We start from the raw sequence: 15,380 nt of genomic DNA, 5'->3' as shown, positions 1-15,380 counted from the left end.
GCACGCCGGTCGATGCACCACACCTCAGGTGCGGCGGTCCCCAGGTGGGCCGGGGTGCGCCCGGCCGACCCGGTAGGATCGGCGGCGGGCCGTGACTGGCGCGTGGGGATGGAGAACCATCGGGAAGCGGTCCCGTCATGAGGACGCATGCCGAGCGCCTGGGCCTTCCGCACGTCACTGGAGGTCGCATGTCGTCGCCGAACGCCGAATCCACCGCCTTCCGCAGCGCCCTCGAGGTGATCCGCGCCGTCGAGCCGCGGGTGGCCGACGCCATCGGCGCCGAGCTCGCCGACCAGCGTGAGTCGCTCAAGCTCATCGCCAGCGAGAACTACGCCTCCCCGGCCACCCTGCTGGCCATGGGCAACTGGTTCAGCGACAAGTACGCCGAGGGCACCGTCGGCCGCCGCTTCTACGCCGGCTGCCAGAACGTGGACACCGTCGAGGCACTCGCCGCCGAGCACGCCCGGGAGCTGTTCGGCGCGGCCCACGCGTACGTGCAGCCGCACTCCGGCATCGACGCCAACCTGGTCGCGTTCTGGGCGATCCTCGCCGACCGGGTGGAGTCCCCGGCGCTGAAGAAGGCCCAGGTGCGGCAGGTCAACGACCTCACCGAGGCGGACTGGTTCGCGCTGCGCCGGGAGCTGGGCAACCAGCGGATGCTCGGCATGTCCCTGGACGCCGGCGGCCACCTCACCCACGGGTTCCGGCCGAACATCTCCGGCAAGATGTTCGACCAGCGCAGCTACGGCACCGACCCGGCCACCGGGCTGGTCGACTACGACAGGGTCGCCGAGGCGGCCCGCGAGTTCAAGCCGCTGATCCTGGTCGCCGGCTACTCGGCGTACCCGCGGAAGGTCAACTTCCGGATCATGCGGGAGATCGCCGACTCCGTCGGGGCCACCTTCATGGTCGACATGGCGCACTTCGCCGGCCTGGTCGCCGGCAAGGTCTTCACCGGCGACTTCGACCCGGTGCCGCACGCGCACATCGTCACCACGACCACGCACAAGTCGCTGCGCGGCCCGCGCGGCGGCATGGTGCTCTGCCAGCCCGAGCTGGCCGACCAGGTCGACCGGGGCTGCCCGATGGTGCTCGGCGGCCCGCTGCCGCACGTGATGGCCGCCAAGGCCGTCGCCCTGGCCGAGGCCCGCCGCCCCGACTTCGCCGACTACGCCCAGCGGATCGTCGCCAACGCCCAGGCCCTCGCCGAGGGGCTGCTGCGCCGGGGCGGCAAGCTGGTCACCGGCGGCACCGACAACCACCTGGTGCTCATCGACGTCACCGGCTACGGGCTGACCGGCCGGCAGGCCGAGCAGGCGCTGCTCGACTCGGGCATCGTCACCAACCGCAACTCCGTCCCGCAGGACCCGAACGGCGCCTGGTACACCTCCGGCATCCGCATCGGCACCCCGGCGCTGACCACCCGGGGGCTGGGCCCGGCGCAGATGGACGAGACGGCCGAGCTGATCCACACCGTGCTCAGCCAGACCCGGCCGGGCGCGAACCCGGACGGCACCCCGTCGAAGGCCAAGTACGTCCTCGACCCGGCCGTCGCCGACCGGGTCGGCAAGCAGGCCAGCGACCTGCTCACGGGCTTCCCGCTCTACCCGGCCGTCGACCTCGGCTGAGTCCTGCCCCACCACGACGCCCCCGCCCGGCCCCGCCGCGCGGGGGCGTCCCCGTCCCGCTCTCGTCCCCGCCGGGCGTGCGGGGCCGGGAGCGTCAGCGGGGGTGGGTGCGGTGGCGGCGGGCGCGCAGGCGGTGCAGGACGTCGGTGCCGCCCCGGCCGAAGTGGTCGTGCAGCGCGCGGTAGTCCGCGTACAGCTCGTCGTAGGCGGCCGCCCGGGCCGGGTCGGGGTGCCAGGTCTCGCGCCGGGCGGCGCCCATCGCCGCCGAGGCGGCCGGCACGTCCGGGTACGCCCCGGCGGCCACCGCCGCATGGATCGCCGCGCCCAGCGCCGCCGGGTGCGCGGAGTCGACCACGTGCAGCGGCCGGCCGATGACGTCGGCGTAGATCCGCAGCAGCAGCCGGTTGCTGGTGAGCCCGCCGGCCACGGTCAGCTCGTCGACGGCCACTCCGGCGGCGGTGAACGCGTCGACCACCGTCCGGGCGCCGAACGCGGTGGCCTCCAGCAGCGCCCGCCAGATCTCCTCGGGCCGGGTGGCCAGGGTCAGCCCGACCAGCACCCCGCTCAGCTCGTGGTCCATGAGCACCGACCGGTTGCCGCTGTGCCAGTCCAGCGCCAGCAGCCCGTGCCCGCCCACCGGCTGCTCGGCGGCGAGGGCGTCCAGCAGCTCGTACGGGCTCAGCCCGCGGCGGCGCGCCTCGTCGGCGTACTCGGCGGGCAGGCCGGTGCGCACGTACCAGGCGAAGATGTCCCCGACCCCGCTCTGCCCCGCCTCGTAGCCCCAGGAACCGGTCGTGACGCCCCCGTCGACCACGCCGCAGACCCCGGGCACCTCGTGGTACGCCGTCGCGTTCATGATCAGGCAGGTGGAGGTGCCGAGGACGGCGAGCATCCGGCCCGGCTCGACCGCGCGGGCCGCCGCCGCGGTGACGTGCGCGTCGATGGACCCGACCGCGACGGCGGTGCCCACCGGCAGCCCGGTCCACCGGGCCGCCTCGGCGGTCAACCCGCCCGCCCGGGCGCCCAGCGGCGCGAGCGGGCCGTCGATCCGGGGCAGCAGCCCGTCGAGGCGGGGGTGCACGGCGCGCAGGAACTCCGCCGACGGGTACCGCCCGTCCTGCCGCAGCCCCTTGAAGCCGGCGGCGGAGACGTTGCGGGTCTCCCGGCCGCAGAGCTGCCAGACCAGCCAGTCCGCCGTCTCGACGAAGCGCTCCGCCCGGTCGAAGACCGCCGGGTCCTCCTCCAGCACCTCCAGCGCCTTGGCGAGCTGCCACTCGGCGGAGACCCGGCCGCCGTAGCGGGGCAGCCAGGTCTCGCCGCGCGCGGCGGCGACGTCGGTGATCCGGGCGGCCTGCCGCTGGGCCGCGTGGTGCTTCCACAGCTTCGGGTACGCGTGCGGCCGGCCGGCCAGCTCCGGCAGCTCGCAGAGCGGGGTGCCGTCGGCGCGGGTGGGCAGCATCGTGCAGGAGGTGGCGTCGATGCCGATGCCGCGCACGTCCTCGGGGCGTACGCCGGCGGCCCGCAGCGCGGCGGGCACCGCCGCCCGGAGCACCTCGCGGTGGTCGTCCGGGTGCTGCAACGCCCAGTCCGGCGGCAGCGGCGTCCCGTCGGGCAGCCGCTCGGTGATCGCCCCGTGCCGGTACGCGTGCACGGCCTCGCCGCGCACGGTGCCGTCGGCGACGTCCACCACGACCGCCCGGCCGGAGAGGGTGCCGAAGTCGACCCCGACGACGTGCCGGGGCGCCCCGACTGCCGGCTGCGCCACCGCTCCTCCTCGCGCCGCGACGCTCCGGCGCCCGGGCGGGGCGGCCGGTCAGCGGCGACGGGAGGCAACGCTACCGCAGTCATTGATCCGAATGTGTGAATGACCGTAGTCTCGGCACCCCCTCCACCCACGCGTCACCCCACGAATGAGGAGCCGACGATGAGCGAGAACCTGCCCCCCTGCTGTGGCGCTGCGACCGGCCGGCCACCGACCGGACTCAGTCGCCGTACGCTGCTGCGCGGCACCGCGTGGACCACCGGCGCCCTCGCCGTCGGTGGGGTCGTCGGGCTGCCCGGCACCGCCCACGCGGCGCCGGTGATCTACAACCCGTTCGCCGGCTACCCCATCACCGGCACCTGGCAGGACCACCTGAACTACGGGTCGCTCGGCGGGATCGACTTCGGGATGGGGGTCGGCACCGCGTTGCCGGCGTGCGGCGCCGGCACGATCCAGAACATCCCCTACAACGGGACGGGCGGGCACACCGTCACGATCCACCACGCGGACGGGTACCGCAGCCAGTACATGCACCTGTCACAGTTCCTGCTGGCCAACGGGACCGCGGTCGGCGCCGGGACGGTCGTGGGGCGGTCGGGCGGCGCCGTGGGCGCCCCCGGGTCGGGCAGCTCCACCGGCCCGCACCTGCACTGGCACATGATCAACCCGAGCGGGGTACGCATCAACCCGCTGACCTACATCAGCCAGAACCCGGGCGGCGGCCTGCCCAAGACGACCACCGAGTACGACGGCATCCCCGGTCCGGTCTGCTACCAGCGGATGCAGAACTGGCTGCGGATCACCGCCGGCTACACGGGCCCGATCGACGGCGTCCCGGGGCCGAACACGTACGCCGCGCTCCAGCGGGCGATGCGCGCCTACGGCTACACCGGCCCCATCGACGGCGTGCCGGGGCCGAACACGTGGAAGGCGGTGCAGCGGCTCGCCTCGGGCTGGGGCTACACCGGGCCGATCGACGGGGTGATGGGGCCGAACTCGTGGCGGGGCTTCGCCCGCTTCCTCAACCAGGACCAGTGGGACTGACCGTCGACCCCCGGCCGCCGTGTCCGGCGGTCCAGGCATCAGCTTGCCGGACCGCCGGGGCGGAACGGGCTGCTGGATCAGGCGACGGGCCGCTTCAGGTGGTAGCGGTGCACCTCGGTGCTGCCCTGGATGTTGTTCACGTCCTCGGCGGCGGAGACCAGCTCCCAGCCCTCCCGGCCGGCCCGGTTGAGGTGCGCGATCGCGGTGTCGCCGTACGCGGTGATGTCCCGGCGCGTCCCGTCGGGGCCGTACCAGATGAAGCTGACATGGAAGTTGCGGCCCTGCCCCTGATAGCGGCGGACCAGCAACGCGTACTCCCAGGCGATCATGACGTCCATTATGGGTGTCCATCGAGGACGGCGGAATACGGGCAGTCGCGCTTTGCCGTGCGGTGAACGCGGTGTGTCAGCACCGAGACGCCTGGGCGTGGCCGTCGACTGTGGACGGCCACCCCCACCCGAGGGCGTTCAACCCACCCGCAGCGGTCCGCCGGCGGATTCCCCGGCGGCCAGCTCGGCCCGCGTGGGCGGGTCGGCCCCCCGCCGGCGGCAGGTCCAGGCGGCGACGTCGGCGGCGCGGCGGAGCGCGGCGGCGACGTCGTCCCGGCCGGCCGCCGCGAGCGCCCCGCGGCGCGCCGCGCCGAGCAGGCCGAGGTCGTTGAGCGCGGCCAGCAGGCCCGCCATGAACGCGTCACCGGCCCCGACCGTGTCCACCACCTCCACCGGCCGGGCGTCCACCCGCGCCTCGCCGCACCGGGTGGCCCCCCACGCCCCGCCGCGGCCCCGGGTGACCACCACCAGGCGAGCGCCCAGGTCCAGCCACTCCCGCCCGACCTGCTCGTGCCCGCGCCCCGGATGGAGCCAGGCCAGGTCCTCGTCGCTGACCTTGACGATGTCGCTGGCCGCCACCAGGTCCTCGACCCGGCTCCGGGCCGCCGACCGGTCCCCCATCAGCGACGGCCGGCAGTTCGGGTCGTAACTGATCATCGTGGTGGCCCGTCGGGCGTGCACCAGCGCCCGCACGTCGTCGGCGCCGGGTGGCAGGACCGCGCCCAGCGACCCGGTGTGCAGGCAGTCGGCGTGGACGCCGGCGCCGGTCAGGGCCGCCCGCGGAAAGGACCGCCACGCGATGCGGAAGTCGTACCCCGCCTGACCGTCCGCGTCCACGTGCGTGCGGGCCACGCTGGTGCTCGGCAGGTCCGGCACCGAGGCGGGGTCGAGGCGCACGCCGTTGTCGGCCAGGTGGGCGCGGAGCAACCGCCCGTGCGCGTCGTCGCCGAGCTGGGTCAGCAGGGTCGTGGGCAGGCCGAGGCGGGCGAGGGCCACGGCGACGTTCGCCGGGCTGCCCCCGGGGTGGGCGACGGCCTCCCCCGGTGGCTCCTCGATCAGATCCACCAGGGCCTCGCCGACAACGATGATCACAGTCTTCCTTTCCCGAGGCTGCGCCGAGCCCCGGCCATGTGCGGAGCGGCCCTCAGGCCGCCGTCCGGCCCGGGGTCTCCTCGAGGGTGGTCGCGCCCGTCATGATCGCCACCGCCTCCGGCATCGTGTGCGACGCCGGCGTCACCACGCCCGCGCAGCGACCCAGTCGCTGGATGTGGATGCGGTCGGCGACCTCGAACACGTGCGGCATGTTGTGGCTGATGAGGATGACCGGCAGCCCTCGCGACCGGACCTCCTCGATCATCCGGAGCACCTGCTGGGATTCCTTGACGCCGAGGGCGGCGGTCGGCTCGTCGAGCACGATCACCTTGCTGCCGAAGGCCGCGGCGCGCGCCACCGAGACCGCCTGGCGCTGCCCGCCGGAGAGCGTCTCGACCGCCTGTCCCACGTTCTGCAGGGTGCCGATGCCGAGGTCGGCGAGGGCCTGGGCGGCCTCGCGCCGCATGCCCTTCTGGTCGAGCATCCGGAAGATCGAGCCGAGGGGGCCGCGCCGGCGCTTCTCCCGGCCGAGGAAGAGGTTGGTCGCGATGTCCAGCGCCGGCGCGACGGCAAGCGTCTGGTAGACCGTCTCGATGCCGGCGTCCCGGGCGTCCTGCGGCCGCTTGAACTGGGCGGGCCTGCCCTCCAGGAACAGTTCCCCGGCATCCGGGATCAGCGCGCCGGTCAGGCACTTGATCAGCGTCGACTTGCCCGCGCCGTTGTCGCCGATGACGGCCAGCACCTCGCCGGGATAGAGGTCGAGATCGACCCCGTCGAGACCGACGACCCTGCCGAACGTCTTGACCAGACCTCGCGCCGACAGCACCGGCGTGCGCCGCCGCGGGCCGGCCGCGCCGGTCCGCCCGTCGGGGGTGTGCGTGGTGGCGGTCATGCCCTCACCTTCCTGATCCACTGGTCGACGGCCACGGCGAGGATCACCAGCAGGCCCACGGCGAGGACGCGGTACTGGTCGTCGACCCCGGCCAGCGACAGTCCGCTGCGGAAGAACCCGACGATCAACGCGCCGAGCAGGGTCCCGAGCACCGCGCCCCGCCCGCCGAACAGGCTGGTGCCACCGATGACCACGGCGGTGATGCTCTCCAGGTTCGCGTCGGTGATGGCGTTGGGGCTGGCCGCGCCGGCCCGACCGATGAGGATCCAGGCGGTGAGGCCGTAGATCGCGCCGGCGACGAGGTAGACGCTCAGCAGGACCCGGTCGACCCGGATGCCGGCGAGCCGCGCCGCCTCCTTGTCGTCGCCCACGGCGTAGACGTGCCGGCCCCAGGCCGTCCTGGCCAGCGCGTACCCGACCACCAGGTAGAGCAGCACCACCGCGACGACACCGGCGGTGATCCGGAACGGTCCCACCGGGAAGGACTCCCCGGTCCAGCTCAGCACCGGCGGAAGGTCGGTGGCCTGCACGCTCTGCCCGCCGGAGTAGAGCAGCCCGACGGCGGTGAAGACGCTGAGCGTGCCGAGCGTGACGATGAAGGGTGGCAGCTTCAGCCGGGTCACGAGCGCCCCGTTGAGCGTTCCCGCCGCCGCGCCGACCGCGATGGCGAGGAGGATAGCGAGCACGCCGGGAAGGCCCTGCCCCTCGGCCAGCTTGGCCGAGAACATCATGGCCAGGATGACGATCGCGCCGACCGACAGGTCGATGCCCGCGGTCAGGATGATCAGCGTCTGACCCACGGCGAGCGCGCCGATGACCGCCACCTGCTGCAGGACGAGCGAGAGGGAGTTGGGCGAGGCGAAGCGCGGGTTGACGGTGGAGAAGACGACGAACGAGACGACCAGCACGAGGAAGGGGCTGATCGCGGGGTGCGCGTGCAGCAGGTGCTGGACGCGTTGCAGCGGTGAGTGCCGGCGCAGGGCGAACTGCTGCGCGGCGGTGGTCGGTGGTGTCGTGGTGGTCACGGCGTACTCCTGCCGTTGTCGATGGCGGACGACCTGCCCGTCCGGGGCCCCGGAGTGCTCCCGGCGCCCCGGCCCGGCGGGGGTGGCTCAGCCCCAGCAGCGCTGGGCGGCGTCGGTGCTGGTGATGCTCTCGACCCCGGTCGCCGCCTTGTCGGTGACCAGGGTGACGCCGGTGTCGAAGAAGTCCAGGCCGTCGGAGACCTTCGGCTTCTCCCCGCCGTTCGCGATCTTCTTGATCGCCTGCACGCCCAGCTCGGCCATCGTCAGCGGGTACTGCTGGGACGTCGCGCCGATGACCCCGCCCTCGACCTGCCGTACGCCGTCGCAGCCACCGTCGATGGAGACGACCAGGACGCCCTGGGTCTTGCCCGCCGCCTGGAGCGCCTTGTGCGCACCGACCGCGGCCGGCTCGTTGATGGTGTAGACGACGTTGATGTCGGGGTTGCGGGTCAGGCAGTTCTCCATGGCCGTGCGCCCGCCGTCCTCGGCCCCGTTGGTCGGCTCGTTGCACGCGATGGTGTAGGTGCCGCCGGAGTAGCTGCCCGTCTTCGCCTCGTCGCCGTTCTTCCGCCGGTCGGCGGTGTCGATGCCCATGCCGGTCAGGAAGCCCTGGTCCCGGTTGTAGTCGACGGAGACGACCTTGTCGTTGAACAGGTCCAGCATCGCGATGGTCGCCGGCTTGCCGCCGAGCTGGGTCGCGGTCCATCTCCCGATCAGCTCGCCGGCCTTGAAGTTGTCGGTGGCGAAGGTGATGTCGACGGTGTCGGCCGGGTCGGGCGGGGTGTCCAGCGCGATGACGTAGAGCCCGGCGTCCCGGGCCTTCTTGATGGCGGGGTTGACGCCGGGGCCGTTCGGGGTGATCAGGATGCCCTCGTCGCCGCGGGCGATGGCGTCCTCGATGGCCTGCACCTGGCCGGCCTCGTCGCCGTCCTCCTTGCCGGCGGCCAACGTCAGCTTCACGCCCTCCGCCTCGGCGGCCTTCTTCGCGCCCTGCTGCATGGCGACGAAGAAGGGGTTGGTGGAGTTCTTGGTGATCAGGGAGACGGCGACGCTGCCGCCACCGGCGGAGCCCGCGCCGCCGGAACCGTCCCCGCAGCCGCTGGCGACCATGCTGGTGGCCGCGACGGCGGCGAGCAGCAGGGCGCCCCGACGGCGGCCCGTGCGCTGGATCATGTTCTCTCCTCGACAAACACCCGGCCCGGTTCACCGGACTCGCTCGACAACGATGTCAGCGGAGTTTCCAGTGAGCCACGCCACGGTGTCAATACATCTGGAAGCACTTTCTCGTAATCGGGCAGTAACACGCCGGACGCTCTTGACAACGATGTCAGCCACCGCCCAGCATTCGCTCCACGTTCGGCCGCCCGGCGCGTCTCGGCGACGGGCGAGCCCCGAAGGACGGAGGAGTGTGGATGAGGGTCCGTCGATTGCTGGCCGCGGCGTTCACGACCGCGGCCCTGATGGCGACACTGACCGGCACCACCGCCAGCGGCGCGCCGCCCGGCGCCAGGGACGAGCCGCACCGGCCGCAGATCCACTTCAGTCCCGAGCGGAACTGGATGAACGACCCGAACGGCCTGGTGTGGTACCAGGACGAGTGGCACCTCTTCTACCAGTACAACCCCGAGGGCGCGCAGTGGGGCAACATGTCCTGGGGACACGCGGTCAGCCGCGACCTGTTCCACTGGGAGGAGCTGCCGGTCGCGATCCCGTACTCGGCCGACGAGCACGTCTTCTCCGGCTCGATCGTGGTCGACGAGCGGAACACCTCCGGCTTCGGCCGGCCCGGCGCGCCGGCGATGGTCGCCGTCTACACCAGCGCGTACCCGGCGACCGGCATCCAGGCGCAGTCCCTGGCGTACAGCACCGACCGGGGACGCACGTGGACGAAGTACGCCGGCAACCCCGTGCTCGACCTCGGCTCGCGGGAGTTCCGCGACCCCAAGGTCTTCTGGGACGCCGAGGCCGGCTACTGGGTCATGGCGATCGTGCTGGCCACCGAGCACAAGGTGCGCTTCTACCGCTCCGACGACCTCCGGTCCTGGGCCCACCTGAGCGACTTCGGGCCCGCCAACGCCGTCGGCGGCGTGTGGGAGGTGCCGGACCTGTTCGAACTGCCGGTCGACGGCGACCCGAACCGCACGAAGTGGGTGCTGGTGGTCAACCTCAACCCGGGCGCCGTGGCCGGCGGATCGGGCGCGCAGTACTTCGTCGGCGACTGGGACGGCACCACCTTCACCGCCGACAACGTGGTGACGGGCGACCCGGCCCCGCCGACGGGGACGCTCCTCGCCGACTTCGAGGACGGCTACGCGGGCTGGACGGTCGAGAACGACCCGGCACTCGGGCCGGGTCCCTTCGGCGCCGCCCCGTACCCCGGCACGGTCCCCGGCCAGCAGCAGGTCAGCGGCTTCCAGGGCCGCGCCCTGGTCAACAGCTTCCTCGGCTTCGACGCCCCGAAGGGGCGCATGGTCTCCCCCGAGTTCACGCTCCGGCAGGACTACCTGAACCTCCTCGTCGGTGGCGGCGCGCACCCGCACCTGCCCGGCACGACCACCGCGTTCGTGCCCGAGGACGCCGAACCGGTGCTCGACTTCGAGTTCCCCGACGGCCGGACGTACGAGCAGGCGGGCTGGACGGCGACCGGCGGCCTGCGCAACCGCGCACCGGTGGCGGGCCCGGCCCGCTCCGAGCGGGGCCACGTGGGCGACAAGCTGCTCACCACCTTCTTCGAGGCGGACACGACCACGGGCACGCTGACCTCGCCGGCGTTCACCATCGACCGGAATCACCTCAGCGTTCTCGTCGGCGCCGGCGGCCACCTCGGCACCGACACGCCCCGGACGGTGGTGGAGTTGCTCGTCGACGGCGAGGTGGTCCGCACCGGCACCGGGAACTTCTCCGGCTTCGTGAACTGGCGCAGTTGGGACGTGACCGAGTTCCGGGGCCGCAGCGCCCAGTTGCGCGTGGTCGACGAGCACACCGGCGGCTGGGGCCACCTGCTGGTCGACCACCTGATCGCCACCGACGCGCCGGTGCTGCCGAGGTCGGTGGAGACCGCGGTCAACCTCGTCGTCGACGGCGAGGTCGTCCGTACCGCCACCGGCAGGGACAGCGAACGCCTCGACTGGGTGGCCTGGGACGTGCGCGACCTGGCCGGCCGGCGGGCGCACCTGGAGATCAACGACTTCAACTCGGGCGGCTGGGGACACATCCTCGTCGACCACGTGATGTCCGGCGACCGGCCGGCGACCAGCGAGCTGGAACGCTACGACTGGGTCGATTACGGCAAGGACTACTACGCCGCCGTCTCCTACAACGGCGTGCCGGGTGGCAAGCGGATCCTGATCGGCTGGATGAACAACTGGCAGTACGCCGGCAACGTCCCGACCTCGCCCTGGCGCGGCGCCATGGCCCTGCCCCGGGAGTTCGAGCTGTCCACGATCGACGGTGAGGTCCGGCTGACCCAGCGGCCGGCGGCGCAGGTCCGCGGCCTGCGCGGCGACGGAACGGCCTTCACCCTGCGCGACGCCACCCTCGGGCCTGGCGTACGGGACCTGCCGCCCGCCGCCGACGGCGACGTGCTGGAGATCGAGGCGGAGTTCGAGCTGCGCGACGCCGACCGCTTCGGCCTGCACGTGCGCGGCGGCGACGACGAACGGACGGTGGTCGGGTACGACGCGGCGGCGCGACGCCTCTTCGTCGACCGGACCCGGTCCGGCCGGGTCGAGGTCGGTCCGCTCTTCCCTGGCGTGCACAGCGGCCCGCTGACAATGGACGGGAACCGCGTGCGGATGACAATCTACGTGGACCGCTCCTCCGTCGAGGTCTTCGGCGGCGCGGGTCAGACCACGATCACCGACCAGATCTTCCCGGCGGCGTCCAGCGACCAGACCCGCCTGTTCGCCGAGGGCGGTCAGGTGGTGGTGCGCTCGCTCACCGTGCGGCCGTTGCGCTCGGTGTGGCGATAACCTGGGAGTCGATCATCGGCGGCCGGGGGCACGGTCAACGGCCCCCGGCCGCCGCAGCACCAGTCCGGTAGGAGCGCTCATGCACGGTGCCGCCTCCGCTACGTCGACCGCCGCCCGGGCGCGGCCCACCCTGCGGGACGTCGCGCTGCTCGCGGGAGTGAGCCCGAAGACCGTCTCGCGGGTCGTCAACGGCGAGGCGGGCGTCTCCGCCCCGAAGACCGCCGCCGTGCAGCGGGCGATCGCCCAACTGGACTACCGGCCGAACTTCACCGCGAGCAGTCTCCGCCGCACCAGCGGTCGCAGCGCCGCGATCGCGGCGGTCCTGGAGGACGTGGCCAACCCGTTCTCGGCCGCCCTGCACCGGGCGCTCGAGGACGCCGCGCGGGAACGCGGGGTGTTGATCTTCGCCGGCAGCGTCGACGAGGATCCGGCGCGGGAGCGGGACCTGATCCACGCCTTCACGATGCGGCAGGCCGACGCCCTGGTGGTCGCGCCGGCCAGCGACAACCAGAGCTACCTGGCCGGTGAGGTCGACGCCGGCACCCCGGTGGTGTTCGTCGACCGCCCGCCGGTGGGGCTGGCCGTCGACGCCGTCCTCACCGACAACCACGAGGGCGCCGCCACGGCCGTCGGGCATCTCGTCCGGCACGGCCACCGCACCATCGCGTACCTGGGCGACCTGCGGACCATCCCGACGGCCCGACAGCGGTTCCAGGGCTTCAAGGAGGCGCTCAGCGACCACGGCATCCCGCCGACGCCCTCCCTCGCGGTGCACGACCTGCACACCGAGGAGCAGGCCGAGGAGGCCGTACGCCGGCTGCTGTCCGCACACCCCCGCCCCACCGCGCTGTTCACCTCCCAGAACCTCGTCACCATCGGCGCGATCCGGGCCCTGCAACAGCTCGGTCTCCAGCACGACGTCGCCCTGGTGGGCTTCGACGACTTCCCGCTGGCCGACCTGCTCCAGCCGGCGGTCACCGTCGTGGCGCAGGACCCGTCGGAGATGGGCCGCGTCGCCGCGTCGCTGATCTTCCGGCGGCTGGACGGCGAACAGTGGCCGCCCACCACCCACCTCGTCGCGAGCCGGTTGATCCCGCGCGGCTCGGGGGAGATCAGCGGGCCGTTGGCGGGGTGACGGCGAGCGCCCGCGACCGGGCGGTCGTCTCGTCGGCGACCAGCGCCGCCAGCCGGTCCAGGCCCAGGTCGATCTGCTCCGGGGTGACCGCGCTGACCGACAGCCGCAGCGCGTCGACCGGGGCGCCGTCGTCGTAGAAGTGCGCCATCGGCGTCCAGAGCAGCCCGTACTCGCGGGCGGAGCGGTGCAGCAGCGCGTCGTCGACCGCGAACGGCACCGTGACCACCACGAAGAACCCGCCGGCCGGCACGTTCCACCGCACCGGCGACGCGCCCGGCGGGAAGCGCCGGGCCAGGCCGTCGACGAGGTGGCGCAGGTTCCGGCCGTACGCGGCCCGCTCCCGGGCGGTGGCGGCCACCAGGCTGCACCCGTGCTCCAGCAGCGCGCCGCCGACGACGGCCTGGGCGATCGCCGAGGTGTTCACCGTGACCATGCTCTTGATCTTGGCGAGCTGGTCGGCGAACAGGCCCACCGCGCCGTCGGAGCCGGCGACGCGCTGGTCGGCGACCACGTAGCCCACCCGCGCGCCGGGCAGCACCGTCTTGGCGAACGAACCCAGGTAGACCACCCGCCGCGCGGTGTCCAACGCCTTGAGCGTCGGCAGTCGTCCCGCGTCCCCGGCCGGGAAGAGACCGTACGGGTTGTCCTCCAGCAGCAGCAGGTCCTCCTCGGCGGCGAGGTCGAGCAGCCGCCGCCGGTCGGCCAGCCCGATGCTCGTGCCCGACGGGTTGGCGAAGTCCGGCATCACGTAACAGGCACGCGGGCGCAGACCCGCCGCCCGGGCCCGGCGCACCTGCCCGCGCAGGTCGGCCAGGTCCACCCCGGCCGGGCCGCCGGCCACCGGCCGCACCGGCAGGTCCAGCAGCCGCGCGGCGCCGGTCAGTCCGACGTACGTCGGGGCGACGGCGAGCAGCACGTCGCGCGGGTCGGCCCGCAGCGCCCGCAGCACCAGGAACATCGCCTCCTGGCAGCCGACGGTCACCACGATCGCCTCCGGGTCGACCGTGATGTTCTCGTCGACGGCGAGGTTGCGGGCGACGAGGTGGTGCACGATGCCCTTGGTGCGGCCGTACTGGAACAGGGTCCGGTGCACCTGCGCCGGGCTCTGCCCGAGGTCGTCGGCCAGGTGCCGGCGGAACCTCTCCAGGTGCCGGTGCGGCGCGGCGACGTCGAAGAACTCCTCGTACGGCCGGCCGGCCGCCAGCGACACCGCGTCGGGATAGTGCTGGGCCACCTCGTTGAGGAAGTTCATCGAGTTCAGCGCTGGGTCGTCGACCGCCGGGTGCAGGTCGGCGACGTGCAGGTCCACCGGTTCGGCCACCGCTCAGCCCTCCCTCAGCACGCGCAGCTCGCGGACGGCCGCCGGGTCGGCGCAGCCGGCCAGCGTCAGCGCGTCGCGGAACTCGCCGGCCAGCAGCGCCAGCGCCGTCTCCGCCCCGGCCCGCCCCCCGGCGGCGAGCGCCCACAGCATCGGGCGGCCGACCAGCACCCCCCGCGCGCCGAGGGCGAGCGCACGCAGCACGTCCACCCCGCCGCGCACGCCGCTGTCCAGCAGCACCTCGCACCGGTCGGCCACCGCCGTCACCACCTCGGGCAGCATGGTGGCGGTGGCCGGTGCACCGTCGAGCTGCCGGCCGCCGTGGTTGGAGACCACCACCGCGTCCGCTCCGGCGGCCGCCGCCAGCTCCGCGTCGCGCGGGTCCAGGATGCCCTTCACGACCAGCGGCAGGGCGGTACGGCCCCGCAGCCAGTCCAGGTCGGCCCAGCTCAGCGCGGGCGCGAAGACCTCGCCGGTGTGCGCCGCGACGGCCGAGACGCCCGGCATGGCGGCGTGCGCGAGCGCGTCCCGCCCGGCCGGCAGGTTGGCGGCGACGACGTGCGGCGGGATGGCGAAGGAGTTGCGGACGTCGCGCAGCCGCCGCCCCATGATCGGCACGTCCACGGTGACCGTCAGCGCGGTGCACCCGGCCGCGTGCGCCCGGTCCAGCAGGTCCGCGACGAGGCCCCGGTCCCGAAGCCAGTAGAGCTGGAACCAGACGGCCGCGCCGGTCGCCGCGATCTCCTCGATCGGCACGCTGCTCAGCGTGCTGGCCACGTACGGCACGCCGGCCGCGCCGGCCGCCGCCGCGAGCGCCGTCTCCCCGTCGGGGTGCACGAGCCGCTGGTACGCCATCGGCGCCACCGCCACCGGCAGGGCGCAGGGGGCGCCGAGCAGCCGCGTGTCGGTGCGCGGGGCCGCCACGCCGCGCAGCACGCGGGGCAGCACGGCCACCCGGTCGAGCGCGCGCCGGTTGGCGGCGAGCGTCGTCTCCGTGCCGCTGCCGCCCTCGATGAAGTCCCAGACGTCGGCGGGGAGCACCGCCCGGGCCCGCTCGGCGAAGTCGGCCAGGCCGGCGGGCGCGGGCGCCTCGCCGAGCGGCACGTCCTGCCGGGGCAGCACGGTCTCAACCATCGCTCGCGTCCGTCCCCACCGCCGGCCGGGTCGGCGCCGGGCGGGAACCC

12 protein-coding genes and 1 riboswitch are annotated in these 15,380 nt (G+C 73.8%); of the genes, 4 read left to right on the top strand and 8 right to left on the bottom strand.

The window, feature by feature from the left end; translation table 11 throughout:
- Positions 1-81: 81 nt before the first annotated feature.
- A riboswitch (ZMP/ZTP riboswitch) is annotated at positions 82-171 on the top strand.
- A 17-nt stretch (positions 172-188) separates the two neighbouring features.
- Complete coding sequence (locus tag ACFY23_RS26630) at positions 189-1,628, top strand: glycine hydroxymethyltransferase (protein WP_350684684.1); 1,440 nt, start codon at positions 189-191, stop codon at positions 1,626-1,628.
- Between the two features lie 94 nt (positions 1,629-1,722).
- Here the strand turns inward: ACFY23_RS26630 and araB are convergent, their stop codons facing one another.
- Positions 1,723-3,393, bottom strand: a complete 1,671-nt coding sequence (gene araB, locus ACFY23_RS26625; RefSeq protein WP_350684683.1) for a ribulokinase — start codon at positions 3,391-3,393, stop codon at positions 1,723-1,725.
- A gap of 159 nt (positions 3,394-3,552) precedes the next feature.
- Between araB and ACFY23_RS26620 the strand changes: the two genes are divergently transcribed.
- A complete protein-coding gene (locus tag ACFY23_RS26620) occupies positions 3,553-4,434 on the top strand; it encodes a peptidoglycan DD-metalloendopeptidase family protein (RefSeq protein WP_350684682.1) in 882 nt (293 codons plus the stop codon).
- Positions 4,435-4,511: 77 nt separating this feature from the next.
- Here ACFY23_RS26620 and ACFY23_RS26615 read toward each other — a convergent pair whose 3' ends face one another.
- The 5 genes from ACFY23_RS26615 to ACFY23_RS26595 form a co-directional block, all read right to left on the bottom strand.
- A complete protein-coding gene (locus ACFY23_RS26615) occupies positions 4,512-4,772 on the bottom strand; it encodes a hypothetical protein (RefSeq protein WP_350684681.1) in 261 nt (86 codons plus the stop codon).
- 129 nt (positions 4,773-4,901) lie between these two features.
- Positions 4,902-5,855, bottom strand: a complete 954-nt coding sequence (locus tag ACFY23_RS26610) for a carbohydrate kinase (protein ID WP_350684680.1) — start codon at positions 5,853-5,855, stop codon at positions 4,902-4,904.
- Between the two features lie 52 nt (positions 5,856-5,907).
- The gene (locus tag ACFY23_RS26605) at positions 5,908-6,747 is read right to left on the bottom strand and encodes an ATP-binding cassette domain-containing protein (protein WP_350684679.1); all 840 of its coding nucleotides are present in this window, start codon (positions 6,745-6,747) and stop codon (positions 5,908-5,910) included.
- Positions 6,744-7,772 (bottom strand): ABC transporter permease, encoded by a 1,029-nt coding sequence (locus ACFY23_RS26600; protein WP_350684678.1) that lies wholly within the window; start codon positions 7,770-7,772, stop codon positions 6,744-6,746. The genes ACFY23_RS26605 and ACFY23_RS26600 overlap by 4 nt, the downstream gene beginning before the upstream one ends.
- An 87-nt stretch (positions 7,773-7,859) precedes the next feature.
- Complete coding sequence (locus tag ACFY23_RS26595) at positions 7,860-8,945, bottom strand: substrate-binding domain-containing protein (protein WP_350684677.1); 1,086 nt, start codon at positions 8,943-8,945, stop codon at positions 7,860-7,862.
- 239 nt (positions 8,946-9,184) lie between these two features.
- Here ACFY23_RS26595 and ACFY23_RS26590 point away from each other — a divergent pair, with 239 nt between their 5' ends.
- Positions 9,185-11,743, top strand: coding sequence for a GH32 C-terminal domain-containing protein (locus ACFY23_RS26590; RefSeq protein ID WP_350684676.1), 2,559 nt, complete (start codon positions 9,185-9,187; stop codon positions 11,741-11,743).
- Between the two features lie 79 nt (positions 11,744-11,822).
- On the top strand, positions 11,823-12,878 hold the full coding sequence (locus ACFY23_RS26585) for a LacI family DNA-binding transcriptional regulator (protein WP_350684675.1): 1,056 nt from the start codon (positions 11,823-11,825) through the stop codon (positions 12,876-12,878).
- On the opposite strand, the gene ACFY23_RS26580 is transcribed toward ACFY23_RS26585, so the two are convergent.
- Both ACFY23_RS26580 and ACFY23_RS26575 read right to left on the bottom strand, forming a co-directional pair.
- Positions 12,856-14,199: a PLP-dependent aminotransferase family protein gene (locus tag ACFY23_RS26580; protein WP_350684674.1), complete on the bottom strand. Its 1,344-nt coding sequence runs from the start codon at positions 14,197-14,199 to the stop codon at positions 12,856-12,858. The two genes, ACFY23_RS26585 and ACFY23_RS26580, sit on opposite strands and share 23 nt — an antisense overlap.
- A 3-nt stretch (positions 14,200-14,202) precedes the next feature.
- Positions 14,203-15,330: an alpha-hydroxy acid oxidase gene (locus tag ACFY23_RS26575; RefSeq protein ID WP_350819392.1), complete on the bottom strand. Its 1,128-nt coding sequence runs from the start codon at positions 15,328-15,330 to the stop codon at positions 14,203-14,205.
- Positions 15,331-15,380 lie beyond the last annotated feature (50 nt).

The organism is Micromonospora sp. NPDC000121, from assembly GCF_042899165.1.
Taxonomy (GTDB): domain Bacteria; phylum Actinomycetota; class Actinomycetes; order Mycobacteriales; family Micromonosporaceae; genus Micromonospora.
Note: the sequence above shows the minus strand (reverse complement) of the source record. Positions and strands in the feature narration are given on the sequence as shown.

What these genes read in the sequence shown, in the direction of transcription:
- ACFY23_RS26630 (WP_350684684.1), top strand. Translation starts at nt 189, where the DNA reads ATGTCGTCGCCGAACGCCGAATCCACCGCCTTCCGCAGCGCCCTCGAG.
- ACFY23_RS26620 (WP_350684682.1), top strand. Translation starts at nt 3,553, where the DNA reads ATGAGCGAGAACCTGCCCCCCTGCTGTGGCGCTGCGACCGGCCGGCCA.
- ACFY23_RS26615 (WP_350684681.1), bottom strand. Translation starts at nt 4,772, where the DNA reads ATGGACGTCATGATCGCCTGGGAGTACGCGTTGCTGGTCCGCCGCTAT.
- ACFY23_RS26605 (WP_350684679.1), bottom strand. Translation starts at nt 6,747, where the DNA reads ATGACCGCCACCACGCACACCCCCGACGGGCGGACCGGCGCGGCCGGC.
- ACFY23_RS26595 (WP_350684677.1), bottom strand. Translation starts at nt 8,945, where the DNA reads ATGATCCAGCGCACGGGCCGCCGTCGGGGCGCCCTGCTGCTCGCCGCC.
- ACFY23_RS26590 (WP_350684676.1), top strand. Translation starts at nt 9,185, where the DNA reads ATGAGGGTCCGTCGATTGCTGGCCGCGGCGTTCACGACCGCGGCCCTG.
- ACFY23_RS26585 (WP_350684675.1), top strand. Translation starts at nt 11,823, where the DNA reads ATGCACGGTGCCGCCTCCGCTACGTCGACCGCCGCCCGGGCGCGGCCC.
- ACFY23_RS26575 (WP_350819392.1), bottom strand. Translation starts at nt 15,330, where the DNA reads ATGGTTGAGACCGTGCTGCCCCGGCAGGACGTGCCGCTCGGCGAGGCG.